At 38.5% G+C, this 25,890-nt stretch carries 21 protein-coding genes; 19 read left to right on the forward strand and 2 right to left on the reverse strand.

What is annotated here, in order from left to right; translation table 11 throughout:
* Positions 1-202: 202 nt before the first annotated feature.
* The 12 genes from IGJ19_RS03330 to IGJ19_RS03385 all read left to right on the forward strand — a co-directional run bounded on the left by IGJ19_RS03330 (position 203) and on the right by IGJ19_RS03385 (position 16,162).
* Complete coding sequence (locus IGJ19_RS03330) at positions 203-1,939, forward strand: fibronectin type III domain-containing protein (RefSeq protein WP_071866627.1); 1,737 nt, start codon at positions 203-205, stop codon at positions 1,937-1,939.
* Positions 1,940-2,508: 569 nt separating this feature from the next.
* On the forward strand, positions 2,509-4,548 hold the full coding sequence (locus tag IGJ19_RS03335) for a pectate lyase-like adhesive domain-containing protein (protein ID WP_074800679.1): 2,040 nt from the start codon (positions 2,509-2,511) through the stop codon (positions 4,546-4,548).
* A 262-nt stretch (positions 4,549-4,810) separates the two neighbouring features.
* Positions 4,811-5,440, forward strand: a complete 630-nt coding sequence (locus tag IGJ19_RS03340) for a WxL domain-containing protein (protein WP_071866625.1) — start codon at positions 4,811-4,813, stop codon at positions 5,438-5,440.
* 30 nt (positions 5,441-5,470) lie between these two features.
* Positions 5,471-6,520 carry a DUF916 and DUF3324 domain-containing protein gene (locus IGJ19_RS03345; RefSeq protein WP_071866624.1) on the forward strand — a complete coding sequence of 350 codons (1,050 nt, stop codon included), beginning with the start codon at positions 5,471-5,473 and terminating at the stop codon, positions 6,518-6,520.
* A gap of 163 nt (positions 6,521-6,683) precedes the next feature.
* Positions 6,684-8,162: a helix-turn-helix domain-containing protein gene (locus IGJ19_RS03350; RefSeq protein ID WP_074800685.1), complete on the forward strand. Its 1,479-nt coding sequence runs from the start codon at positions 6,684-6,686 to the stop codon at positions 8,160-8,162.
* A 542-nt stretch (positions 8,163-8,704) separates the two neighbouring features.
* Positions 8,705-9,718, forward strand: coding sequence for an NAD(P)H-dependent glycerol-3-phosphate dehydrogenase (locus tag IGJ19_RS03355; RefSeq protein WP_019722927.1), 1,014 nt, complete (start codon positions 8,705-8,707; stop codon positions 9,716-9,718).
* A 30-nt stretch (positions 9,719-9,748) separates the two neighbouring features.
* Positions 9,749-10,630 (forward strand): UTP--glucose-1-phosphate uridylyltransferase GalU, encoded by an 882-nt coding sequence (gene galU / locus IGJ19_RS03360; protein WP_074800691.1) that lies wholly within the window; start codon positions 9,749-9,751, stop codon positions 10,628-10,630.
* A 63-nt stretch (positions 10,631-10,693) separates the two neighbouring features.
* Complete coding sequence (locus IGJ19_RS03365; protein WP_071866620.1) at positions 10,694-11,068, forward strand: hypothetical protein; 375 nt, start codon at positions 10,694-10,696, stop codon at positions 11,066-11,068.
* A 510-nt stretch (positions 11,069-11,578) separates the two neighbouring features.
* Positions 11,579-12,184, forward strand: coding sequence for an SIS domain-containing protein (locus IGJ19_RS03370; RefSeq protein WP_071866619.1), 606 nt, complete (start codon positions 11,579-11,581; stop codon positions 12,182-12,184).
* A gap of 522 nt (positions 12,185-12,706) precedes the next feature.
* Complete coding sequence (gene yfcC / locus IGJ19_RS03375) at positions 12,707-14,446, forward strand: putative basic amino acid antiporter YfcC (RefSeq protein ID WP_071866618.1); 1,740 nt, start codon at positions 12,707-12,709, stop codon at positions 14,444-14,446.
* A gap of 213 nt (positions 14,447-14,659) precedes the next feature.
* The gene (gene iadA, locus IGJ19_RS03380; protein ID WP_430604413.1) at positions 14,660-15,850 is read left to right on the forward strand and encodes a beta-aspartyl-peptidase; all 1,191 of its coding nucleotides are present in this window, start codon (positions 14,660-14,662) and stop codon (positions 15,848-15,850) included.
* Positions 15,851-15,940: 90 nt separating this feature from the next.
* A complete protein-coding gene (locus tag IGJ19_RS03385) occupies positions 15,941-16,162 on the forward strand; it encodes a CsbD family protein (protein ID WP_065096154.1) in 222 nt (73 codons plus the stop codon).
* A 61-nt stretch (positions 16,163-16,223) separates the two neighbouring features.
* Here the strand turns inward: IGJ19_RS03385 and IGJ19_RS03390 are convergent, their stop codons facing one another.
* Together IGJ19_RS03390 and IGJ19_RS03395 are read right to left on the reverse strand one after the other, a co-directional pair.
* Positions 16,224-16,889, reverse strand: coding sequence for an ABC transporter ATP-binding protein (locus tag IGJ19_RS03390; RefSeq protein ID WP_430604414.1), 666 nt, complete (start codon positions 16,887-16,889; stop codon positions 16,224-16,226).
* Between the two features lie 12 nt (positions 16,890-16,901).
* Complete coding sequence (locus tag IGJ19_RS03395) at positions 16,902-18,416, reverse strand: ABC transporter permease (protein WP_430604415.1); 1,515 nt, start codon at positions 18,414-18,416, stop codon at positions 16,902-16,904.
* A gap of 471 nt (positions 18,417-18,887) precedes the next feature.
* On the opposite strand from IGJ19_RS03395, the gene IGJ19_RS03400 reads away from it, so the two are divergent.
* From IGJ19_RS03400 to IGJ19_RS03430, 7 genes are all read left to right on the forward strand, one after another.
* Positions 18,888-20,567: a ribonuclease J gene (locus tag IGJ19_RS03400; protein WP_074800707.1), complete on the forward strand. Its 1,680-nt coding sequence runs from the start codon at positions 18,888-18,890 to the stop codon at positions 20,565-20,567.
* 78 nt (positions 20,568-20,645) lie between these two features.
* Complete coding sequence (locus tag IGJ19_RS03405; RefSeq protein WP_430604416.1) at positions 20,646-21,032, forward strand: PTS sugar transporter subunit IIB; 387 nt, start codon at positions 20,646-20,648, stop codon at positions 21,030-21,032.
* A gap of 435 nt (positions 21,033-21,467) precedes the next feature.
* Entirely contained in the window at positions 21,468-22,148 is a 681-nt protein-coding gene (locus IGJ19_RS03410; RefSeq protein ID WP_071866613.1) for a metal-dependent hydrolase, read from the forward strand.
* A 9-nt stretch (positions 22,149-22,157) separates the two neighbouring features.
* Entirely contained in the window at positions 22,158-23,489 is a 1,332-nt protein-coding gene (locus IGJ19_RS03415; protein WP_071866612.1) for a DRTGG domain-containing protein, read from the forward strand.
* A gap of 15 nt (positions 23,490-23,504) precedes the next feature.
* On the forward strand, positions 23,505-24,455 hold the full coding sequence (locus IGJ19_RS03420; RefSeq protein WP_430604417.1) for a DHH family phosphoesterase: 951 nt from the start codon (positions 23,505-23,507) through the stop codon (positions 24,453-24,455).
* A gap of 300 nt (positions 24,456-24,755) precedes the next feature.
* Positions 24,756-25,088 carry a zinc ribbon domain-containing protein YjdM gene (locus IGJ19_RS03425; protein WP_034688843.1) on the forward strand — a complete coding sequence of 111 codons (333 nt, stop codon included), beginning with the start codon at positions 24,756-24,758 and terminating at the stop codon, positions 25,086-25,088.
* Positions 25,089-25,165: 77 nt separating this feature from the next.
* On the forward strand, positions 25,166-25,870 hold the full coding sequence (locus IGJ19_RS03430) for a zinc metallopeptidase (protein WP_074800715.1): 705 nt from the start codon (positions 25,166-25,168) through the stop codon (positions 25,868-25,870).
* Positions 25,871-25,890: the final 20 nt, after the last annotated feature.

Consider the following 25,890-nt stretch of genomic DNA (forward strand, 5'->3'; position numbering starts at 1 on the left):
CTCCAGAAGCTGTTTTTTGTACATGGCTATAATAGCATAATGTAGTTATGTGGATGTTATGTTTTCATATATGCGCCATTTTGCTAAAAAAGTGCGATTTTTTTTGTTTGAAAATTATTTTGTTGCAATACCAGACAAAAAAAATTTTGAAGAATAAGATATGTTTTAATCTGGTCTGTAATACAAATTTAGGAGGGAAAAAATGAATAAAAAAAGTTTATTATTCTCAGTTGGTCTTTTAGGTTGTTTGATTGGAGGCGGAACAGATGTGTTTGCAGCAGACGCAGCAGATACGATGCCAGATATCTCAAATCGCCAAGTTTCAGTAGGTTATTATCATAATTGGGTGCCTGAACAAGGTGCTGGTTACCAAGGGGGCCGTCCAGCAGATACTGATTTGGCAAAAGTAAATCCTTTTTATAATGTGATTGCTGTGTCATTCATGAAAGGGGAAGGTATCCCAACATTCAAACCTTACAATATGTCTGATACTGAATTTAGACAAAAAGTAGCAACTTTGAATGCTGAAGATCGTGTGGTACTCATTTCACTTGGGGGTGCAGACTCACATATTGAATTACATAAAGGAGAAGAACAAGCCTTTGCAGATGAAATCATCCGTTTGGTTGAAGTTTATGGATTTGATGGCTTAGATATTGATTTAGAACAAACCGCAGTAGATGCAGGCGACAATAAAACAGTGATCCCAGATGCGTTGAAAATCGTCCGTGCACATTTTGAGAAAGAGCAAAAACATTTTATTATCTCCATGGCGCCAGAGTTTCCGTACTTAAGAACACAAGGTAAATATGTTCCATACATTACTGCTTTAGAACAAGAATATGATTTTATTGCACCACAGTTATACAACCAAGCAGGTGACGGTATCAGTGTTGGAACTGAATGGATCGCTCAAAACAATGACAGCAAAAAATTTGAATTCTTATATGGGATTTCAAAAGCTTTCAATGAAGGAAGCGGTGGTTTTATCCAAATTCCAGCGAATCGTTTAGCTTTAGGTATTCCAGCAAACATTGATGCAGCAGCAAATGGTTTCGTAAAAGAGCCATCGAAAGTCTATGACGTATTTGAACAAATGGAAAAAGATCAAACACCATTGAAAGGTTTGATGACTTGGAGCATCAACTGGGATGAAGGAAGAAACTCTGCTGGAGTAGAGTACAATGAATCATTTGCGAAGTCTTATCAGGATTTATTCCAAGAAAAAACACCTGATACAGAAAAACCATCACAACCAACCAATCTAGCAGGAACAGCAACACATTCAACTGTCGCACTATCTTGGACAAATTCAACAGATGATCGTGGTGTAGCAGGTTATTACATTTATCGTGATGGCGAACAAATTGGTAGAGCAACAAACAATGCTTATACAGACACAAAATTGACTGCCAGCACAGAATACACTTATACAGTGAAAGCATTCGATGCAGCTGGTAACGTTTCAGAAGAAAGTAAAGCATTAGTGATTTCTACATTAGAAGAGCCACCAGCTGACTTAGAAGCTCCATCAGTACCATTGAACATTGCGGTTTCATCAATTAGTGACAAGAGTGTCTCTTTATCATGGACACAATCAACAGACAACGTGGGTGTAGTAGGTTACTATGTTTACCGTGACGGTGAGCAAGTAGGAGAAACAGCAACAAATACATTCAGTGACGCAGGATTAACAGCTAACACAGAGTATTCTTATACAGTGAAAGCATTTGACGAAGCGGGCAACATTTCAGAAGAAAGCAAAGCATTAGTTGTGACAACGGCGGATGCACCAGCAGTAGAAGCATGGGATGCAGATACAATTTATGATCTAGGTGATATCGTGACACACAAAGGCAACACATATCGTGCAAAATGGTGGACACGAGGCAATGAGCCTGGAACTGAACAATGGGGACCTTGGGAATTGATTGGCTAAACAATCCATACCCGTCTTTATTAATGAAGCAATCGTTGATGCTGAATCAATCAACGAATAAGTGATTTGCTCAGTATTGTTAAGATTTTCGTGCATGTCTAACGAGAATCTTAGCAATTGGGCAAACGCATGATAAAAATTCAATTATTTTTTATGTTTGTATAACAGAACATGGAAAAAACATATATTATAACAACTATTATAAAAATTCCAAGTCCTCTTTTAAGAGGGCTTTTTTTATTTTATCAAGTAACATGAATGAATTGAAATCATAACGTACAGGTAAAATGTTTATTAAATTTTTACACTGAGAAGGGTAAATCTATGGATTTTTTTCCATAGTTTATCAAGCATAATATAGACATAGATTGGTGATTACTTGGTAAAGGAGGTTGATATATGAGAAATAAATATAAGGTAAATGGTTGTTTTCAAGCTGAGCTTTTGATGGAAAAGCCATGATCCACCTGAGCAGGGAACCATGAAAGGAAGAATGATCACCCTAATACTATCGGTGGGATCAAATTATCTAGTTGTACAAAAAAGGGATGTTTTTTAGGATGATAAAGATGAAGCTGGCAAAAAAAATAAAGGTAGTTATGTGTATAGTAAGTATCGTTTTCTTTTTTTATAAAGTAGCCATCAGTCTACCGTATCATGCGTCTGCTGATTCGACAACTGAGAGTAGTGAAAATGCGCCGAGTGAAAGTACTACGACAAAGGAAATGGGTTCTTCAGAAGAAATAAGTGAACCATCCAATAGTACTGTACAAAGTGATTTCCAATCCGTTTTAGCTGTCCCTACAGCAGCTTCAGGCATAGCTAGTGTGGATAACTTCAATGATTTTCGTACCGCTTTATTGGACCCCACTATTACAGACATTTATTTAACTGGAGATATCAAGTTAACGGCATCTTTTAATATCAATTCGCCAAAAAATATTTATGGCAATAACCATACGATTGATATTAATCTTCAACTGGTTGGCGTTGCATTAGCGTATACGACTTGCTCTATTTCTGATGTCACACTAATCAATCAACATCCATATTCGTTTTTCTGGTCCGAATTCTCAGGAGTCACGATCAACTATACAAATGTCACATCTTCTGGACAACAATTCATTTATCTGCCTTATGGGACAGCGAATCTGTATGAGAATATTACAGCCTCATCAGATACGCAAGAAGTGTGTGAAGTAAAAGAATTAAATATACGAAATGGAGCAAATGTAGCATTCAATAATACGAGTAACAGCTATCCAGTAGTAGGTAATAATAGCAGCACTGTCTTGAACATAGAAGATCATACAACTTTTAGCGCACAATCAAATAATCCAACAGCAACTATTGCAATCGGTCAATCTCTGTCAATAGCAGCAACCAGCAATTTTTCGATTGCTAATTCCACAGGCTGTGCTTTAGGTTCATATTATAGCAGTGCACCATTCACGATCGCTTCAAATAGTGGGATTGGTACTTGGAAGCTAAATGGCACAGACCCACTTCCCGATATCGGCTATACTGGACCAATTACGACAAGTTTTAATTTAACTTCGATTGATATTGCTCAAAATACCTTGAATGTGACGTCTAATAATTCCATGTTTCCAAAATATTTCCAGTCTAAAAATGTAAGAAAAATAGCTAGTGGTCCATTCACGAGTAAAGCACAAGTAATTACCAAGGATATCGATCTATTATTGGGTGAAGTTTGGATACCACCATATAACTTTGTGAGTGCAACAAATGCGCTAGGACAGCCACAAACAATCAATGATGTCACGATTCAAGGCGAAGCGGATGGAGAGAAAATAGGGACCTATCAAATTACTTTTACTTGTGATGATGCGGAGTCTGTGGCGACAGTCAATGTATTTGATATTCAGCTTCATTCCTTGCCTACGATCTATGCCAAAGATACATGGAATGAATATGATGGATTAGATTGTATCATCGAATCAGATAGTAGCAGCAATTCATCTCTTTCGTTTTTCGAGACAAACGTCAGTGTCACTGCACAAAAAATCGAAGGAGCGAATATGATTGATATTGATCCACAAAAATTGACAGAAGAAGAAGGACAGTATGTTCTCACCTATACGTATAAGCATAAATCGAAAAGTATGAATGTGACGGTTGAGGAGAGCCTTTTCAATGATCAATCAATCTATCCGTCCATACTTGATTTTGGCCATGTCCCAATCCAATATACAACCAATCAATTGATTGCTACAAATGCCACAGGGAAAATCGATATCACTGACAAACGAAGTAACAATGGAGACGGCTATAAAGTAAAAGTCACTCAGGACCATGTCTTGACTGGAATAAGTAGTGGCTTTCAATTAACAGGGTCAATCATCCAATTTGAAACAGGGACAGCAACTAATAGTAGTGGGGGAGCAGTGATAAGTACTGGAAGTAATCAAACAATTGATATTCCTGTTGGGCAAGAAAAAGAAGTATTTCGAGTGGATAAAGGGAATAGTCGGGGACAGATCGTTTTGCCACTCACCGAGTTTAAGTTGGAGTTGCCAAGTGACAGTCCGAAAATAGCTGATTCTTATCAGGCAAAAATCACTTGGACACTTTCAGAAACACCCTAGCCATAAGTCTCTAACGGACGATGGATAATGATAGCATGAGAATGTTCAATCTGAGGAGTCAGAAAACGAGAGATCGAAAAAAGAATCAGGATTAAGTTGTGCGCTCATTCATAGAACGTTGTGCCAATCGTTGATAGAGACAACTCACAATGGATCATTTCTGAAAGCGAAAAGGAACGACGTGCAGACTGATCACAATTGAAGTGGCAACAAAGTCGGCTAGCTATAAAATATTTTATACAATGAAAAGGAGCATAAGATAATGGTAATCACAAAAAAATATGTCATGGCAGGTATGAGTATCTTAGTAGGAGCAAGTTTAGGTATAACATCGGTGAGTGCCGATACAACAACTGATGGCACAGTGACTTTACAAGCACCAACTGGTGGAAATGGAGAAGATTTGAACCTAGCAACCAACAAGTTACCAACCAATCTGAATTTTGGTACTGCTAATATCAAATATGATCAATCCATCGAACAAATCGCTACAGTAGATGGTAATCAGGCATCTAACCCAACAACTACGGATATCCAAGTCACAGATAATCGTGGTGATCTAACAAAAGGTTGGAAACTAAAAGTAAAACAAATTGCCCAATTTACGTCCTCAGTCAATCAAGCTGAGTTAGCAGGGGCAGAATTATCGATCAATACAGGAAATGTGACAAACATTGGTGGTGATCTACCCACAGGCGGTGTAATCAACACCCAAGACTATGTGATTACTCCAGATGTGGATGTGGAAGTATTCAAAGCGAGTCCAGGAGAGGGATTAGGAATTTCAACATTGCCAATCAATCAATACAAATTAAGTATTCCTGCTGCAGCAAAAAAAGAAGCGGATACCTATCATGCGCAATTGACTTGGACGTTTTCTGATACATTGTAAGAACTGCCCTTGACAGAAAGGAACTGCCCAGTGAAAATCAAAAAAAATATAGCCATGTTTTTATTTTTACTTGTTTTGTCTCATCTATGTGACGTACCTGTGTTTAGTGATGAAAACTCAGCTTCTCAGAATATTCCATTTTTGGTGTCCACGCAATTGCCGGACAATCAAATAAATAAACAGGTCTCCTATTTTGATTTACAAATGGAACCAAAACAAGAACAGACGTTGCATCTTAAAATCGAAAATATCTCGGATCAGACGATCATGCTAGACACAACTTTATATCAAGGAAATACGAACAGTATCGGGGTCATTGAGTATGATAAATCGGTCAAGGGTTTAGCAAATAACGCGCAAGTCAATATAGAAGATCTAGTAAAAATATCAGAAAATAAAATCAAAATTTCTCCAAAGCAAACGCATGAATTACAAGTGAAAATCAAAATGCCTGAAAAGAATCTATCTGGGATTACCATTGGAGCGATCCGGGTAGTTCAGAATAATGAAGCAAACAAAGAAGGCAATATTCAAAATAATTTTGCGAGAGAAATCGGTTTAGTTTTGCAATCAAGTGATCCGGAGCAAATTCCATCAACATTAAAACTTTTAGATGCGCAAGCAGAACAAGTGAATACGCGAAATGTTTTTACAGAGAAAATCCAAAATCCTAAACCCAAATTAATCCGGCTAACCAACATCAAAGCAATCATTACGAAAGAAGATGATCAAGAAGTTATGTATCAAGCAAACCAGCCGGAAGGCTCGATTGCTCCAAATACGGTATTGAACTATAGGATACCATTAGACGGTAAAGCATTATTACCGGGAGTGTATGTTGCGACATTTGAAGCGGATGAAGGGGAACATCACTGGAAGTTAACAAGGAAATTCACAGTAAAAAACAACATAAGCAAAAAATTAAACCAAACAGATATATTGATAAAAAGTCAGCCTAGTTTTTTTGCAAAGTACAAATGGATGATGATAACTGGGTGTGTCTTATTAGTGATTATTCTAGGTCTGTGTATTTATATAGGTAAAATCAAAAGGAAGTTGGTTGAACAAGAGAAGAGCTAAGCTAGTTTATAATAAGTAAAAGGGGGAGAACAGAAGTGATGCCACGTTCTTCCTCTTTTTTTACAAAAAAATAAATTTTTTTAAATTTTATGAAACTTTTACTTCAACTTGATTTTTTAATGATATTATCCATTTAATTTAACAGGTGGGTGGGGGAGTAATAGTGTTTAGAAAATATTTAGAGAAAGAAATTTTTCGAAAAGTAACTATTATTAATCTATTATGGGAAAAATCAAGTTTGACTTCGCTGGAGATGTCTCAACAATTGAATGTTTCTGTTTCAACGATAAAAGGAGACATAAAAGCAATCAATCTACAATTCGATGAGACTGATCCGTTGATTGAATCAAATCCAACAGGGTATTTGATCAGACATAAGTATAAAAGAAATAAACGAACGTATATGAAGAAAGTCTATCAATATTCACCATTTATCAAAGCGTGTATGTATTTCTTTAAAACCGATTTTTCGAATCCCCTAGGTTTTGCCAAGCAAGAATATATCTCTTCCTCCAAAGCATATCAACTAAAAAAAGAGGTGATGTCCTATGTCGCCTCTTATGGCATCGACCTCAATGATAAGAAGGTAGAAGATGAGTATCGCTTACGGTTTTTAATTGCACTTTTTCAAATGAAGAGCGGTATTCAAGTAGTTAAGGTGTCAAAAACAAGTCAGTACAAAATAAATCATTTGTTTCAACAAATCGAAAAAGAACAAAAATGTTTATTTTCAGATTTCTCAAAAGAATACGCACAGATTTTACTTCAACTGATGTTTGATCGAAAAATGAAGTTGAAAGACAATCTAGATATAAAAAAGTTAGAGATGTATAAATGCACACCTATTTATCATCAGATAGAAGATCGTCTTGTCGCCTTTTTGAAACAAATGTTTTTAAGCCCAGATGAACGAAACTTAAACTATTGTACGATCGTATTCAATTTTTTAAACCAAAATTTTTATGAAATAAATGCACATGAAAAGAATTATCAATGCTATATCGCTTTTACTAAAGAGTTCCCAGAGATCAAGTATGAGTATCTGATCGACAAGATGGAACGTAATATTCCTAACTTTTCTAATAATCAACGAACCATCGAAGTACTAACTTTGATGTTTTTGCGGAAATGTCATTTTAATTTTCAACAGCTGATTCCTGAAGAACATGTTGTGGAAGGGACAGATATGGCAGAGATTCCTCAAGCTTTCTTTGAGAAAATCAAGCAGATCTTTATGGACTGGAATGATTTTTCAGGATTGAACCTAGCATTTTCAGATGATCATTTTCGGTATTTAGCAACAAAAATTTATTTTTTGACTTATCGGAGTAAAAATGAAAAAAGAGTCTTTTTACTGACAGGTGTCTGTACGGACTTCTTATGGGCACAGGAAATGTTAGAACAAGAATTTGGAAACACCCTGGACATTCAACAATTCAATCCGGAAACCATTCCCAGCAACTATAATAAACGTGACGTGATTTTATATAATATCAGCCATGAGAAACTATCCCAAATTGATTGCTTCAAAATGAGGGTATCCTTTAATTTTGATTTTTGTGAATTGTTTAACATAAGGAAAGAATTATTTGGTTATGATATCGCTATGTATAAAAAAATCATCGAGAAAGAATTACGATAAATAGAAGAGATGGGCTGAGGCAGCTGATTTTTTAGAAAAATAAATAAAAAAACGAAAATCGCTTGTTGAACGACGATTTTCGTTTTTTTATTCTTGAGGATTTTGTTTATTCTTGAAACTTGCACTTACATTGGTGGAGTAACTGACCACATAAGATGCACCTCCTTTAGTTCGACTGTTGATAAATAGACTATATCATTGGAATAGACCAAAAAAACATCTTGTATGGTATTGCAACATTATAATTTCTATTTAAGTTAAATCAAGGAATAAATGGCTGAATTAAATGATTCTGGGACATTTGTCCTCTCGCACCCCCTAAAACTGAATAAACGGTGGGAACAAAAGTAACGACTTCGGAAACAAGACACTATTCAAAAAAAATTTGAAAACAATTTTGTTGGATAGCGCCTTATTTCTCGCAGCTAAACACTTCTATCCCAAGCTCTTTTTAAACAAAAGCTAAAAAAATGAAAATAAGTCCTGTATTTTGTTAATGTATACTATAATAGAAATTAACTATGAATTTTGGAGGAATTTCCATGAAACAAAAAATTGCAGTATTAGGCCCTGGTTCTTGGGGAACTGCTTTAGCTCAAACCTTAGCAGAAAATGGACATGACGTCCGTATCTGGGGGAATGTTCCAGAACAAATCACAGAAATCAATACGTATCATACGAATAAACACTATTTACCTGAATTACATTTACCAGAATCGATCATCGGTTACACAGAATTGGCTGAAGCTGTCAAAGAGGTAGATGCAGTATTATTTGTCGTACCGACGAAAGCAATCCGTGCTGTAGCACAAGAATTGCTACAACATTTAACGACAAAACCAGTGATCATCCATGCCAGTAAAGGATTAGAGCAAGACACGCATAAACGGATATCAGAAGTGATTGCCGAAGAAATCCCAGAAGAAAAACGACAATCTATCGTTGTTTTATCAGGCCCTAGTCACGCAGAAGAAGTGGCGGTCCACGATATCACAACGATCACTGCTGCAAGTGTTGATCAAAAAGCAGCTACTTATGTGCAAGAATTATTTATGAATGATTATTTCCGAATCTATACAAATAATGATGTGATCGGTGTGGAAACAGGTGCAGCATTGAAGAATATCATTGCAATCGGTGCCGGCGCGATCCACGGTCTTGGTTTTGGTGACAATGCGAAAGCGGCGATCATGACAAGAGGATTAGCTGAAATCAGTCGTCTCGGTGTAGCGATGGGCGCGAACCCTTTGACCTTTATTGGATTGAGCGGTGTTGGTGATCTGATCGTCACTTGTACCAGTGTCCATTCACGAAATTGGCGCGCGGGGCATATGCTGGGTGAAGGACAAAAATTAGATCAAATCCTGGAAAATATGGGGATGATCGTGGAGGGTGTATCGACAACAAAAGCGGCGGTTGAGCTGGCTGAGCAACTAGGTGTAGAGATGCCCATCACTCAAACAATCTATCAGGTCCTTTATCAAGGGAAGGATATCAAACAAGCAGCAAAAGAAATCATGTTGCGTGATGGCAAGATGGAAAACGAATTTCAGTAAATCAACAGAATGGAGTATATAAATACGCATATGGAGAATAAAATCGTAAGAAAAGCAGTCATTCCTGCAGCAGGTCTAGGTACACGTTTTTTACCTGCTACAAAGGCAATGGCAAAAGAAATGTTGCCGATCGTTGATAAACCAACGATCCAATTTATCGTAGAGGAAGCTTTAGCTTCGGGGATCGAAGATATTTTGATCGTTACCGGAAAAGAAAAACGACCGATTGAAGACCATTTTGATTCGAATATCGAATTAGAATTGAATCTACAAGAAAAAAATAAAATCGACTTGCTAAAATTAGTCGAAGAAACAACGAATGTCAATCTCCACTTTATCCGTCAGTCCCATCCTTTAGGACTAGGTCATGCGGTATTACAAGCGAAAACTTTTGTTGGAGATGAACCATTCATCGTTATGCTTGGGGACGATTTGATGGAAGATGAGATTCCACTGACAAAACAATTGATCTTAGATTACGAGAAAACAAAAGGTTCGACTGTAGCAGTCATGAAAGTTCCTCATGAAGACACGTCAAAATATGGGATCATCGATCCAGAAACAAAAGAATCTGAAGGCTTGTATGAAGTGAAACGATTCGTCGAAAAACCAACACCTGAAGAAGCTCCGAGTGATTTAGCGATTATTGGACGCTACTTATTGACACCAGAAATTTTTGAATTATTAGAAACACAAAAACCTGGAGCTGGAAATGAGGTTCAATTGACGGATGCCATTGATGAATTAAATAAAAAGCAACCCGTATATGCGAGAGAATTCAAAGGCTCTAGATATGATGTCGGTGATAAATTTGGTTATCTAAAAACAAGTATCGAATACGGTTTAGGTCATCCTGAAATCAGCGAGCAACTGAAACAATACCTCATTGATCTAAGTCATTCTCTGGACTAAAAACTTAACAATTAGAGAAATAAAATCTTGAGAAAAGAATAGTAAATGAGGTGTATTGCTTACATGGGGATTCTAATCAACATTGCACAAACGTTTCTTGATGGATTGAAATGGTTGATGGAGGGAAATAATTGGCTGTTTTTACTGCCAGTATTATTTATTAGTTTGTTTACGATGTTTTATATGGTCAGAATAAAAGAAACCTTTTTGATTTTTATTTGGTACTTAGCAACAGTGGCGATCGGTAGTTTGATCATCGTTCTTTTGTGGGGAGATCAACAGGCATTTCTTTTTGCGGCAGCTTTTCTTTTGCTGTACCTTTTTGCCTATATCCCGTATCTACTCAAAAAATTTCATGTCGTCAAAAAAGGCAAACATGCGGCTTCTCCGAACCGCTCAAAGGATGTCTCAGAAAGACGGACAAGATCTGACCGCTGATATTTTGATACTTGCACTTGTTTCGCACTTTCCTTACAATAGATGCAGATAGAAATAACTAAAAAAAAAGGCTCCTTGATAGTTAGCGGCAACTAACTATCAAGGAATGACCAGTCACACGTATACACCCTGACCGATCATTTTGCCATAGTCGATGCAGCGCACCGACCGCATTTATTGTACCTGATTTAAGGAAGATTTTCTACCTTATGAATAGAAAAAGCGGAGGAAGCAAGGCGATTTATTTACTATGTCAAAAAAGATGTATATTCAAGCAAGCAGTTTGTTTAATCCGTTTGAAAGACTTGCTTTTAGCGATACATCGTTCCTATCTTTTACACTGAAGCCGAAGAACATCAAGATGCTGCTACATCAGATCTTTCGCTGGAGTGTAATGAATAAGTGGTTAAGGTAAAGATGAGACTGAGCAATTGCTTCGTCTCATCTTTTTGTATTTTTCTTTTTGATAGTTGTCTCTATTCTGAAATAGCAGAAGAAGAGGAGAAAAGAATGAGCTTACCCTATTTTGATTATTGTCAACAACTTGAACGAAAATTAAGGATCGAGGAACCCTTGATGGAACAAGCGGGACGTTGGATCGCTACACAGATTCATCGAGGAGGATGCTTACATATTTTTGCTAGCCGTACCTTGCAAGGTATTGCCTATGAATTTTGGCAACAATCTCCAAAAATCTTGCCAACTCAGTTGATTGAACACCCTGCAGCGGGAATTTATGAGTCACTGGAAGGAACGGGTCAAGCAATCATTGAACAAATCAATGCGCAACCCGAGGATATTTTTCTTCTCTTATCAAATGAAGGGAGAAATCCTGCAATCATTGAACTGGCGGAATGGGTCAAAGAACAAGGTCACCTATTGATCGTGATCACAGGATTTGATTTATCCCGAAGTATCAAATCAAGACATAGTAGTGGTTTGCGCTTATATGAATATGCAGATCTAGTATTAGATAACTATGCAACGATAGACGATGCCGTCCTTACGGTTCCTAAGTTTGAGCCAGCTATATGTGGCACAGCTTCGTTAGCCACCTTAATTTTATTACAGCAAATCGTTTATTTTTCAGTTTATTATTTGTTGGAGAATGACTAAAGAGAGAAGGATAAGAGCCCGAAAAAGAGACAAGAAAGAATCGTGATGATTCTTTCTTGTCTCTTTATACACGTTGATGAAAGAGTCTTCCCCAAAACTCTTTACACTCCAATTATAGTACATTTGTTATGAATATTGCAATGAAGATACCTAATGAAAATAAAAAGAGAGTAAGAGAGAGGCAGAAATTCAATTAAAAACATCGGTTCAAATAGGAAAGGAGTACGGATGGAAATGTATAAATATTTGTTAATCTCTTAAAAAATCTTTGTTTATACGTAAATAGAAATGAAAATAAATGATCGGAAATAGCTACATTGTAAAAATAAAAAAAGAATTTTAATCCATTTTTATAGGTGCTATGGCTTTAAGAACAGCTTTTTTATTAAAATGTGTCTTGAAGATAACTAAAATCAATAGATTTTTTTAATTGTTTATTCATGTGGTATAGAACATTTTACTGTATAATCTATTTGCTTATTCATTATTGACAAAAACGTAGCAAGAAAGGAAGAACGAGTTTTGAAGAGAAAAAATTCTTCAGTAAAGAAAAAACGAGACTTTACCAAAATGACGACCCCGCATACGTATGTCATTATTTTTGGTGTAGTTGTACTTGCCTGGTTATTAACATTTATCGTACCAGCGGGGAGATTCAGTACGCAAGATATAGAATACAAAGATGCAAATGGAGAAACTAGTACCAGAACAGTATTACGCCAAGATTCGTTTCGTTATGCTTATGAATTAGATAAGTCTTTTGTATTTGATCAACTGGAAGAATTACAAAATGATCCAAAGGAAAGAGAAAAGCTAGCTGTTCCTGAAGAAGGATTAGAAGAAGTCTTGGCAGCTGGTGAAAAAAACTTGACCCAAGAGAAACTAGATGAAATCTCACTGACAGATGATGTTTTATACGATGAATATGGTGAAGACATCTATGATACCTCAAAGAAATTGCATAAAACAGCAAAACTATGGGGAACCGATGATTTCGGTGGGTTTGGCTTTTTGAACTTTGTTTTTGAAGGTCTAGTATCAGGCGATAAATATGGTTCAGCAGTCGGGATTGCTGCACTTATTTTAGTCGTGGGTGGGGCATTTGGGATCATCATGCGAACAGGTGCCATTGATGCAGGTATTTATGCTTTTATCAATAAGACACGTGGACTAGAACGTTTAGCTTTACCGCTCTTATTCTTTGCTTTTTCATTTGGAGGCGCAACGTTCGGTATGGCTGAAGAAGTCATTCCATTCTCAATGGTCATGGTACCTTTTGTGATTGCCTTAGGCTATGATTCGATCGTCGCCGTTACAGTCACCTATGTGGCGTCACAAGTCGGGAATGCCACGTCATGGATGAGTCCGTTCAGTGTCGCCGTTGCTCAAGGGATCGCAGGTATTCCAGTCTTATCAGGCGCCACCTTCCGATTGATCATGTGGGTCGTCGTGACTGCGTTATCGGCTGGTTACTTAATGATCTATGGAGAAAAAGTTCGGAAGAATCCGGAAAGTTCATTAACGTATAAATCTGACGAATACTTCCGTAACCATTTGAAGAAAACATCCGATGAACAAAAACCATTTACATTAGGCCATAAATTGATTTTAGCGGAAATGTTGATCGTTTTAGTTTGGATCGTTTGGGGAGTTACTCAAAAAGGCTATTATATCCCAGAAATCGCCTCTCAATTTTTTGTAATGGGACTAGTCGCAGGGATCATTGCTGTTTTATTCAAATTAGACGGTATGACGGTCAATGATATTGCCTCTTCTTTCCAATCTGGGGCAGCAGATCTAGCTGGAACAGCAATCGTTGTTGGGATGGCAAAAGGAATCTTGCTTGTATTAGGTGGATCAGATGCTTCTGTACCTTCTGCGCTTAATACAATTTTGCATGGTATAGGAACAGCGCTGACTGGTGTACCGGCAGTTATTGGTGCATGGGCGATGTATGTGTTCCAAAGTTTGTTCAATCTAGTCGTCACTTCAAATTCTGGACAAGCGGCATTGACGATGCCAATCATGGCACCGTTAGCTGATTTAGTTGGTGTCTCTCGTCAAGTTGCCGTATTGGCTTATCAATTAGGTTCAGGATTCATGGATGCGTTCACGCCAGTTTCTGCTAGCTTGATCGGCGTCTTAGGTGTGGCACGGATCGAATGGGCAAAATGGGCACGATTCCAAATCAAAATGCAAGGATTCTTCTTTGTTTTAGGAACAATCTTCATTATGATTGCGATCGCGATCGGCCTTCAATAAAACAAATAAGAACTGATTGATAGCAATCAAAGAAACGGTGCTACCCATATGTAACGCTGAGATAATAAGCGAGAAAATCCGAAAGTATCTTCATATTTTGGGACTTTCTCGCTTATTTCTAAAAGAGCGACGTAGGATCGCTAGATTGCTTTTCAAACAACCCTTTGTGTGTATGAAAAGATACAGACTATTTTATAAAGAGGAGGATCACGGATGAAACTCATTCGACAAATCGATGTCTATGCACCAGAATATCTTGGTAAGAAGGATGTATTAGTGGCAGGAAATAAAATCATTGCCTTGGAAGATCAACTATCTGGCGGTTACGAAGAATTGATCGTGGAAGAAATTTCAGGAGAAGGAAAACTCTTGACCCCAGGTTTTATTGATGCCCATTTCCATATTTTAGGTGGCGGCGGCGAAGGTGGCTATCATAATCGCACACCAGAAGTCACACTTAGTCAACTAACGACAGCAGGAGTGACAACAGTCGTAGGTTGTATCGGGACAGATGGCGAAGGTCGAGATATGACTGCTTTGATCAGTAAAGCAAGAGGGCTAGAGGCAGAAGGATTGACTACGTATGTTTATGTTGGTTCTTATCGGTTGCCGGTCAAAACGGTGACTGATTCATTGATCAAAGATTTTCTTACTATTGATAAGATCATTGGGATCGGAGAAATCGCTGTCTCTGATCATCGCTCTTCTCAACCAACATTCGACGAGTTTGCTCGGGCAGTGGCGGATGCTCGTGTTGGGGGCATGTTATCAGGTAAAGCAGGAATAATGAATGTCCATTTAGGTGGCGGAAGTCGAAAATTGGAATTATTGAATCGTGTGGTTGAAGAAACAGAAATCCCTATTACTCAGTTTTATCCGACGCATGCGAATCGGACAACTGAATTATTAGTTGCATGTATCGAATTTGCAAAAAAAGGTGGAACGATCGATTTCACTGCAAGTGAAGATCCTGATTTTTGGGAAAAGACCGATGGTGAAGTTCGTTTCAGTAAAGCATTGAAGCAGTTATTGGAAGCACAAGTCTCTCTTGATAACTTCACCTTGACCTCCGATGGACAAGGTAGTCTCCCATATTTTGACCAAGAGAACCATTTTATCGGTATGGGCGTCGGTAGTGCGAAATCCTTACTGGTTGGCATCAAAGAAGCCGTTCAAAAAGAAGACATCCCCTTAGAGATTGCCTTACGAGCTGTGACGTCCAATCCTGCAAGAGTCCTGAAACTGGACCAAAAGGGAAGAATCGCTGTCGGGAAAGATGCGGATCTTTGTTTACTTGATAAAGAAACCTTAGAAATTGATACGGTGATTGCTAATGGAACGATCATGGTCCAAGAAAAACAAGTGAAAGTTTGGGGAACATTTGAGCAAATTCTTAACAACTAATTAACTCAATAAGCATTCTGTTTGTTTGTTTTTATAATTGGTGTTACTCTAAAAGTGGTTAGAAAGACAAATTTTAGAGGAGGAAATATTATGGCAGATTTAGAAGGACGCTCTAAAGATTTGAAAGACAAAGTTGCAGGTGAAGGCAAAGAAGCCTATGGAAAAGCAACAGGTGATAAAAGTAAAGAAACAAAAGGTAAAGCCCAATCTGCAGGTGCGGATATCAAGAGTAAAGCTCGTAATATCGGCGATGAAATCAAAGAAGGCTTTGAAGATGTAAAAGAAAAATTTTCAAAAAAAGACCATAAATAGTCTACTTGTAAATTCTAAAAAAAAAGCGTCCTACCAATAAGGTGGACGCTTTTTTTAGCGGTTATCCAATGTCAATGGACGCGAATGTTTTGTTTTTTAATTCAAAAACTTCATCACATTTTTTAGCCACTTCTAGTTCGTGTGTCACAATGATGATACAGCGATCTTGCTCATGGGCGATTTCTTGGAAGAGTTGAACGATTTCTTGTGAAGTCGTTTCATCGAGGTTTCCTGTTGGTTCATCCGCGATGATTAACTGATGTTCGCAACAAATCGCTCGGACGATCGCTACGCGTTGTTGTTGTCCCCCAGATAATTTAGTGACTTGTTGTTTTGCAAGAGTTTCATTTATCCCAACGCGTGCCAAGCGATCAAGTGCTACTTGGCGATAATTTTTTTGAGGAGTATTTGAAATTTCCATGGCGGTAATGACGTTATCAAGAGCGGAAAGGTAAGGCAATAAGTTGTACGCTTGAAAAATAATGGATACATCATTTTTACGATAATTTCGTAGTCCTATTTTAGCTAAAGCGCGCTCTTCATAATACACAGTCCCTTCTTTTGGTGTATCGAGTCCTGAGATCAACGAAAGGAAGGTCGTTTTTCCTGAACCACTTGCCCCTAATATGGCGTACATTTCCCCTTTTTCAAAGGATAAATTCACGTTTTTATAAAGTGCTTCTGTTGGATTCTGATACCAGAAGCCCAAGTTTTCTGTACGTAACATCTAATTCCTCCTTTAGTTTAATAAAATTTTTCGTGGATTTAATCGTAGTATGCCAATGGATGCTAGAAAAACGGAGAGTAAGCTGATCCCGAATGCAACAGCTGCTAGAAGGCCGAGTTGAGCTGGTTGAACGGTGATTTCAAGGTCGCTTACTTGTTCCGAAACGGTAAATGGATTACTAGTTCCACCGGGTTGTCCACCAGGTCCACGATTGCCACCACCAGGCATCTGCTCTCCTTGTTGCTCGGCAGGTGAGTCGGTTGACGTTTCAGTTTGTTGATCAAGCAACTGTTGACCGACAGCATTTGCAACGACATTTCCACTGAATGAAGCCACACCTAACGCGACGATCATACATATGGCCACTTCTGTAAACAATTGAAGGACGATTTTGCTTCTGGATTCGCCTAATGAAAGCAATACTCCTAATTCATGGCGGCGTTCCCGGATCGTGATCATGATGATCAAAGTCAAAATAATGATTCCAGCCACCGCAACGAGTAAAACGACATTTTGTGAAAAACTGGCCACGTTGTTAAGTGGTTCAAGCATTGCTTGGAACATCGTATCGTTTGATTGAAGACTGAACGTTGATGTATCGATCAGGTTTTCTGCTTTAGTGATAAAATCTGCCATTTTATTGGGATCGGTCAGCGTATAAACCGCAGAGTCGATTGTGTCATCTTCTGAAGAACCATTCAATGTATTAGCAAACGTATAATAAGTATACAAAGTGTTCGCTGGATTCATGAAATTGAAATTCATTCCCATGCTACTACTTGTTTCACTCGACTCATAGATTCCTTTAATCGTCATTTCATAAGTTGTTTCTTCATCTTCAGTGCTAGTAATAACGAAAGTATCCCCTACGGATAAGTCATTTGCGCTAGCTAAAGTAGAGTCCATCACGACATTGTTCGTATCTTTGTCGCTATCAGTGATTCCTTCTCCTTCGATGATTTTTGCTGTGCCATCCGTAAAGCTACTGGTTTGGGCTGTATCGGATACCCCGCTGATTTGAAAGTCTGCTTGGATCATTTGCGGTTTGCCACCCCCCATAGCTCCACCCATGTTTTCACCGTTTGGTGCAGCATCAGTCGTAGTATCAGTTTCAGTTTCTTCTGATGTTTCTGAGGTATCAGAGCTTGAAATGGCAGTGATCCCGCTATTGGCTAAAGCTGATGCAGAGCTTTCGAAGGAAAAACTTGCTACATTATCTAGTGCTGCGATCTTTTCTGCATCGCCGACTGAAACAGGTGTGAGGGAGAAACTTCCAGGATCTGGTCGCCCACCGGATTCAGTATCAGTTGCCTCCGTTTGTTTTTGAAAAGCCGCTTCACGATTCGCACTTAAAGTGACGGTCGCGCCGACATCTTTTTGAGCTTGCTCTGCGGCTTGTTGAGCCGCACTACGTATGGTTAGTCCAGCAAGAACGAAGACAAGGATTGCTGTAAAAACTGCTAATAATAGTAAAGAACGCCCCCATTTTACTTTTGTACTTTTTAATGCTCGTTTGAAAAAATTCATTGGTTCGATCTCCTTTCGAAATGAGTACAAAAAATAGAATAAAGGGAGTAGCTTAAGCCTACCTTAAAAAGAGACCACGACCAGAGAGAGTTGAAGCCTAAAAACAAGTCAAATGGAGTAGGAAATGAAAAACATTCTATAGTTATTGAGTAATTTATGGTAAAATAGACGAAGTATCTTCTAAAATGAAAGAAGAAAAAATGGTCTGGGAAAAACATGGAGACAGAAACAATCGTACATGCTAGCGATTTGTTTGATTTGTTGTATAATGATGTGGAGCAGTTGATCGAGCAACTGAAGCAATCCCGATTTTTTTGTGTCAAAAAAAGATCCTAAACGCCTGTAAAATTAAGATGGATTTTAGTACTTAGTGAAATCATCCGAAAACCAGGCACTCAGAAAATGGATCGTTTAAATAAAATAGAGAATCGACATCGTTAAATGAAGATGTCATAAGAAGAGGTGAAATTTGTGAGTACCATTAAGATTATCCCTTTAGGCGGTGTACGCGAAAACGGAAAAAATTTGTACATTGCAGAAGTAGGGGAAGCTATTTTTATTTTAGACTGTGGTCTGAAGTATCCTGAAAACGAATTATTAGGGATCGACGTTGTGATTCCTGATTTTACGTATTTAGAAGATAATGTCGATCGTGTAGCAGGTGTTTTTCTGACACATGGTCACGCAGATGCGATTGGGGCGTTGCCTTATTTATTGTCAAAGATTTCTGTACCTGTGTTCGGAACAGAGTTGACGATCGAATTGGCAAAATTGAATGTCAATCGCAATGATGCTGCAAAAGGATTCAAGGATTTTCATGTGGTAGATGAGCATACAGAGATCGATTTCGGTGAAACGATCGTTAGCTTCTTCCGCACTACCCATACGATCCCAGATTCAGTTGGGATCAATTTAAAAACCCAAGAAGGAAATATCGTTTATACGGGTGATTTCAAATTTGACCAAATGGCGATCCCAATGTACCAAACGGATTACGCTCGTTTAGCAGAGATTGGGAAAGAAGGCGTGTTAGCTTTACTGAGTGAGTCAGCAAATGCAGAAAACGCGACCCCTGTTGCTTCTGAGTTCCAAATCGCTGATGAAGTATTTGATACCATCAAATATTGGGAAGGACGGATCATCGTTGCTTGTGTTGCAAGTAATCTTCAACGTGTCCAACAAATCTTAGACGCCGCTGCCAAAGCAGGACGTAAGGTCGTGTTGACTGGTCAAGACTTTGAACGGATCATCCGAACAGCTATGCGCTTAGAAAAACTTCAATTACCAAGTGAGGACCTATTGGTCACATTAAAAGATATGAAAAACTATGAGCCTGAAGAACTGATTATTTTAGAAACAGGCCGTATGGGTGAACCAATCAAGTCTTTACAAAAAATGGCGAATGGTGCGCACCGTCATATCAAGATCAAAGAAGGCGATCTTGTTTATATCACAACGACACCAAGTATTGCGATGGAAACGATGGTTGCTAAGACAGAAGATATCATTTACCGAGCAGGTGGAATAGTCAAACAAATCTCTGACAACCTGCGGGTTTCCGGTCATGCAAATCCTAATGACTTACAATTGATGTTGAATTTCATGAAACCTAAATATTTCATCCCAGTTCAAGGAGAATACCGTGAATTAGCTGCCCACGCAGACTTAGCCCATGCAGTTGGTATCCCCTACAAAAATATCTATATCACTGGACGTGGAGATGTTTTAGAATATAAAAACAAGCGGATGAGTGTGGCAGGTACGATAAGTGCTGAAAATGTCATGATCGACGGACTAGGCGTTGGTGATATTGGGAACATTGTTTTACGCGACCGTAAAATCTTATCTGAAGACGGTATTTTTGTTGCAGTAGTGACAATCAGTCGTCGTGAAAAGAAAATCGTCTCAAAACCGCAAATCACTTCACGAGGATTTGTTTATGTCAAAGCAAGTCGTGATTTGATCAATGAAAGTAGCAACATGATCGAAACCATTGTAGGGAAACATTTAGAAAGCGATGATTTCGAATGGAGCAAACTGAAACAAGAAATACGTGATCAATTAGGTCGCTATTTGTTTGAACAAACCAAACGCCGTCCAGTGATTTTACCAGTCATCATGGAAGCGACACAACGTCGCGGCAAAAGATAAAAAATGAAAAGCTGTATCAAAAGATGTTCAGATGATGGATATGTTTGGTATAGCTTTTCTTTTATAGGAGCGAGATCATTGAATATATACGATGGAAAGGTGGAAGTGTCTTTAATGGAAAAAGAACTTGGTTTGGGAAATAATCAAATGAAAGAGAAACAGATCATCATTTTTGGCGTAACTTCAATGAGTACAGATAGTACGCTTTATAGCAATTTGTTAGTAACAAAGATGAACAACTTCGCAAAAAAACAACATTTACTTGTGCATGTTGACATGCATAGCATTTCTAAGTTGGATCAGTATGCAAAGGCTGCCGATGTTATTCTATTATCTCCAGAGCTGTCTTCTATGAGAGAAACTATCATAAAAGAGTATCCTACAAAGGTTATTGAAGTGATAGACATGAAAGATTACGGTCTGCTAAATGCTGAGAATATCTTTAAAAAATTTCTCCATCACTAAACTGGAAAAGAAGAAATTTTCAAAATAGTTAGCAAACTTCGTTTTTTTTATTTTTTATCACTCCTCTATCTAAAAAAGTGTTGTGGATTTGTTCAATCTTATAAGCCGTATAAGGCATTTCAACTTAAATAAAAATCCCAATAGTAGAAACTAGAGCCTTAATTTCTACTATTGGGATTTTTTATTTTGAGCATCATTACGGATTCGTAGTCATTCTGGTTTTATTCACAGTGATCAAACAATAAACAGAAACTGTCAATCATAGACGAAACATTCTTTTATCTGGGTATTCAGTCGTAAGTACACGCTCACTTGATACTTGGTACAACCTGTATTATCTGTTACAATTGAATAGGATATACTGTACTACTAATTGTGTGAATGATCGAAATGAAAACGAAAGAGTCAGTGACCAAAATGTTGAGGAGTGAGAAGATGAAGATTACTTATCATGGACATTCTTGTATTTCTCTGGAAATGAAAAATGGCCAACAAGTGCTGATAGATCCATTTATTACTGGGAATCCTATGACTGATTTAAAAGTGGATGAAGTCCAGACGGACTGGATATTGATCACCCATGGACATGCTGATCATATTGGAGACATGTTGCCGATTGCGAAGAACAATAAGGCGACCATCATCAGTATTGTCGAAATCGCTGATTATGCACAACAGCAAGGAGCGAACTCTTTTGGGATGAATATCGGTGGCAAAAGGGAGTTTCCTTTTGGCACAGTCAAATTTGTCCATGCACAGCATAGTTCAAGTATTGAAATCGATGGTGTTTCGCGTTATATGGGAGAGCCTAGTGGTATTCTAATCCAAGCAGACGGGAAGACGATTTATCATGCGGGTGATACTGCAGATTTTAGCGATTTAGCGCTCTTAGGTGAACAGTTTATGATCGATGTAGCCTTTTTACCGATTGGCGACAATTATACAATGGGGCCTGAGGATGCGGCTCGTGCGGCAAAGCGAATCAAAGCGAAGAAAGTCGTGCCGATCCATTACAATACCTTTCCTGTCATTGAACAAGATCCGCAAGTATTCATCGATTTATTAGCAGATACCGAAGGAAAAATAATGAGCGTTTCGGAAACGCTGGAAGTGTAGGGGAAAGAGATGGCGACAAAACATGATTTGATTTTAGAATATATCGAAAGCCTACCAGTGGGGAATCGAATATCTGTCCGTAGTATTGCCAAAGAATTGAATGTCAGTGAAGGAACGGCCTATCGAGCAATTAAAGACGCTGAAAATGTAGGATTAGTGTCAACGATCCAACGAGTAGGAACGATTCGGATCGAACGTAAGTTGAAGAAAAATATCGAACGATTGACATTTGGCGAAGTCGTGCGGATCATTGAAGGCGATGTTTTAGGCGGAGCAGTCGGTCTAGATAAAGTCTTGAATAAATTTGTCATAGGTGCGATGACCGAACACGCAATGGAACGCTATATCACTCCAGGTTCATTGATGATCGTTGGTAACCGTACAGAAGTGCAAAAATTAGCACTTGAGGATGGCGCAGCAGTGTTGATCACGGGTGGTTTTGATACGACGCCTGAGATTGCCAAATTAGCGGATGAATTAGCTATGCCGATTTTACGTACGACCTATGATACCTTTACCGTAGCGACGATGATCAACCGAGCGCTTAGTGACCAACTGATCAAAAAAGATATCATGCTCGTCGGTGATATTTATTTGACTGCCCAAAAAACACATTATTTGTTACAGTCGGATACGGTGGCTGATTATCAACGGATTTCAGAAGAAACCCAACATTCTCGTTTCCCAGTGGTGAATCATCACATGCGTTTGATGGGGATCATTACGGCGAAAGATGTCGTAGGTAAAGCACCGACACAAGTCATTGATAGGGTCATGACCAAAGATCCCATCAGTGTCAAGAAAACGATGAGCGTCGCTTCTGTCGGACATCAAATGATTTGGGATGGTTTAGAAGTCATGCCAGTCGTTTCCGATGATTTGACGTTAGAAGGATTGATCACACGGCAAGATGTCATGAAGGCGATGCAATTGGTGCAACGTCAACCGCAAATCGCTGATACGATTTCTGATCAGATTTCAGGGGCGATCCAAACGATCGATACAGATCGTGAAGGCAATCGATTGACGACGCCTAAGTTCAAATTTGAGGTTTCGCCACAAATGGTAACAGGTGTTGGAACGATTTCTTTTGGGGTGTTAAGTGAAATCATTTCAGATGTTGCTCAAAAAACAATGATCATGAATCAGCGCAGGAATATCTTGTTGGAGCAAATGAATCTACATTACCTTCGTCTGATCCAGATCGAAAGTGAGTTAGACATTCGTCCAAGAGTTTTAGAAATCGGTAGAAGATCCGCTAAACTTGATGTAGAAGTATTTATAGAAAACACGATCGTGGCTAAAGCCATTGTCGTCTGCCAAGTGATGGAACGTTCGTAGAGAGTAGGAAAGAAAATGACCATACAAGAAGAGATTTTGAATGAAATCAAAAAATATCAAAAAATCGTGATCCACCGACATCAAAGACCTGATCCAGATGCTTTAGGTTCACAAGTGGGATTAGCTGAGTTATTACGTAATAGTTTTCCAGAAAAAGAAATTCGTCAAGTTGGAAAAGACGTTGAGGGCTTACGTTATTTAACAGAAATGCAAGAAATCGACGATGCCTTTTATCAAGGGGCATTAGTTATCGTGACAGACACAGCGAATGCGCCTCGTATTGATGATAAGCGCTATTCCTTAGGGGAGCAAGTGATCAAAATCGATCATCATCCGAATGATGAACCATATGGTGATTTACTTTGGGTAGATACGAAAGCTAGCAGCTGTAGTGAGATGATCGCTGAGTTTGCTTTGCTGTTCCCTGATGAGCTGAAAATGAACAGCGACTCTGCTCGTTTATTGTATGCAGGAATCGTTGGTGATACTGGAAGGTTCTTATATCCTTCAACAACAGGACGCACGTTAGAACTAGCAGCAGAGTTAAGAAAGTATTCTTTCGACGCAAGCAAATTGAATCGTGAAATCGAACAAATCACCATGAAAGTAGCGAAACTATCCGGTTGTGTCTATCAAACGATCGAAGTTGACGAAAAAGGTGCCGGAAAAGTGATATTGTCACAAGAATTGTTAGGCAACTATGGCATCGTCGATTCAGAGACCGCAGCTGTCGTCTCTTTACCTGGTGTGATTGACGAAGTGTTAGCTTGGGCGATTTTTGTCGAACAACCAGAGGGCTATTATCGTGTACGTTTACGTTCAAAAGGACCAGTCATCAACGAGATCGCCAAACGACATCATGGTGGCGGCCATCCTTTGGCAAGTGGCGCAAATGCAAAAGACCTGCAAGAAGTGGCAGAGATCTACAAAGAAATACAAGAAGCTTGCACCAATTATACACGTTAAAAGTGTACTCCAAGTAGTAAATCGAAAATTTTAAGCAAACGTAACTTTCTCTTTTATCTATTCCCTTTGCACGAATAAATGGTCTAAGCAGAAGTGACCTCTTCGGAGATCAGGTTACTTCTGCCTTAACCTTTTACTCATCGAAGTTGCTTGTCTTTTTTATCAGGGATATGTGCAATCAAGGTCAGTGAGATTGAATCAGCGTAGGTAGTCTAGGAGCTCTGATAATAAGTTGCTCTTTTCAAACTGTTATTTTTCCGTTATAATATTGCTCAATAACGAACAAAAAGGAGAAACAACATGACAGTACCAAATTGCCCAGTATGTGGTTCAGAATATGCTTATGAAGATCGGGGATTATTGATTTGTCCTGAATGTGGAAACGAATGGACACCATCAGAAGAAACAGAAGCAGAAGGCCTAGTAGTACTTGATGCAAACGGCAATCGTTTAACAGATGGCGACAGTGTGACCGTTATCAAGGATTTAAAAGTAAAAGGAGCTTCCTCACCTATCAAACAAGGAACAAAGGTGAAGAATATCCGTTTAGTTGAAGGAGACCACAATATCGATTGTAAAATCGAAGGGTTTGGTCCGATGAAGCTGAAATCAGAATTTGTCAAAAAGAATTAAAATATTCAATCTCTTTTCACAATTATTCTACTCGAACAATGGTAAAATAAAAGCAATGAGGAAAGGGTGAAACGATTATGTATGGATATGGTTTTTATGGCTTAGATCCAACGTTTCTTTTAGTTATTGCTGGATTAGCTATTTCCGGAATCGCTTCTGCTTACGTCAATAGTACTTTTCGTAAATATGACAAAATCAGAAGCAAAAATAATGTGACTGGTACACAAGCCGCCCAGTTCATTTTACAAAGTCAGAAAATCAATAACGTTGGCGTCCAACAAATCGCCGGTGATTTGACGGACAATTATAATTCAGGGAACAAGATGTTGAGTTTATCGCAAGCTACAGCACAATCTACCTCAGTCGCTGCAATCGGGGTAGCTGCCCATGAATGTGGACACGCAGTGCAAGATGCCGTTGGTTATGCGCCGTTGAAAATCAGAGCTTCATTAGTGCCTGTCGCTAATTTTGGCTCGATGATTTCGTTTCCGTTGATCATGGTAGGTGTATTATTTAGTTGGAATACGACGTTGATCAATATTGGTATCTTCGCTTTTTCATTGGCACTATTGTTTCAACTTGTTACGCTACCAGTAGAATTCAACGCGTCAAGACGAGCGATCCAAATTTTAAGTGAAGGTGGCTTACTGACAGAAGAAGAGGTACCAATGGCGAAACATGTGCTATTTGCGGCGGCTTTGACCTATGTTGCTGCAGCGCTATCTACTTTCTTACAATTACTACGTTTGATTTTGCTTTTTGGCGGCAACCGTCGAGACTAGAACAAACCAATAGAAGTGAG

The organism is Enterococcus sp. DIV1368b (genome assembly GCF_050529595.1).
GTDB lineage: Bacteria > Bacillota > Bacilli > Lactobacillales > Enterococcaceae > Enterococcus_B > Enterococcus_B mundtii.

Bases quoted from the DNA above. Each gene is read 5' to 3' on its own strand.
- IGJ19_RS03330 (WP_071866627.1), top strand. From the start codon at position 203: ATGAATAAAAAAAGTTTATTATTCTCAGTTGGTCTTTTAGGTTGTTTG.
- IGJ19_RS03335 (WP_074800679.1), top strand. From the start codon at position 2,509: ATGAAGCTGGCAAAAAAAATAAAGGTAGTTATGTGTATAGTAAGTATC.
- IGJ19_RS03340 (WP_071866625.1), top strand. From the start codon at position 4,811: ATGGTAATCACAAAAAAATATGTCATGGCAGGTATGAGTATCTTAGTA.
- IGJ19_RS03355 (WP_019722927.1), top strand. From the start codon at position 8,705: ATGAAACAAAAAATTGCAGTATTAGGCCCTGGTTCTTGGGGAACTGCT.
- galU (WP_074800691.1), top strand. From the start codon at position 9,749: ATGGAGAATAAAATCGTAAGAAAAGCAGTCATTCCTGCAGCAGGTCTA.
- IGJ19_RS03365 (WP_071866620.1), top strand. From the start codon at position 10,694: ATGGGGATTCTAATCAACATTGCACAAACGTTTCTTGATGGATTGAAA.
- IGJ19_RS03370 (WP_071866619.1), top strand. From the start codon at position 11,579: ATGAGCTTACCCTATTTTGATTATTGTCAACAACTTGAACGAAAATTA.
- iadA (WP_430604413.1), top strand. From the start codon at position 14,660: ATGAAACTCATTCGACAAATCGATGTCTATGCACCAGAATATCTTGGT.
- IGJ19_RS03385 (WP_065096154.1), top strand. From the start codon at position 15,941: ATGGCAGATTTAGAAGGACGCTCTAAAGATTTGAAAGACAAAGTTGCA.
- IGJ19_RS03390 (WP_430604414.1), bottom strand. From the start codon at position 16,889: ATGTTACGTACAGAAAACTTGGGCTTCTGGTATCAGAATCCAACAGAA.
- IGJ19_RS03395 (WP_430604415.1), bottom strand. From the start codon at position 18,416: ATGAATTTTTTCAAACGAGCATTAAAAAGTACAAAAGTAAAATGGGGG.
- IGJ19_RS03410 (WP_071866613.1), top strand. From the start codon at position 21,468: ATGAAGATTACTTATCATGGACATTCTTGTATTTCTCTGGAAATGAAA.
- IGJ19_RS03415 (WP_071866612.1), top strand. From the start codon at position 22,158: ATGGCGACAAAACATGATTTGATTTTAGAATATATCGAAAGCCTACCA.
- IGJ19_RS03420 (WP_430604417.1), top strand. From the start codon at position 23,505: ATGACCATACAAGAAGAGATTTTGAATGAAATCAAAAAATATCAAAAA.
- IGJ19_RS03425 (WP_034688843.1), top strand. From the start codon at position 24,756: ATGACAGTACCAAATTGCCCAGTATGTGGTTCAGAATATGCTTATGAA.
- IGJ19_RS03430 (WP_074800715.1), top strand. From the start codon at position 25,166: ATGTATGGATATGGTTTTTATGGCTTAGATCCAACGTTTCTTTTAGTT.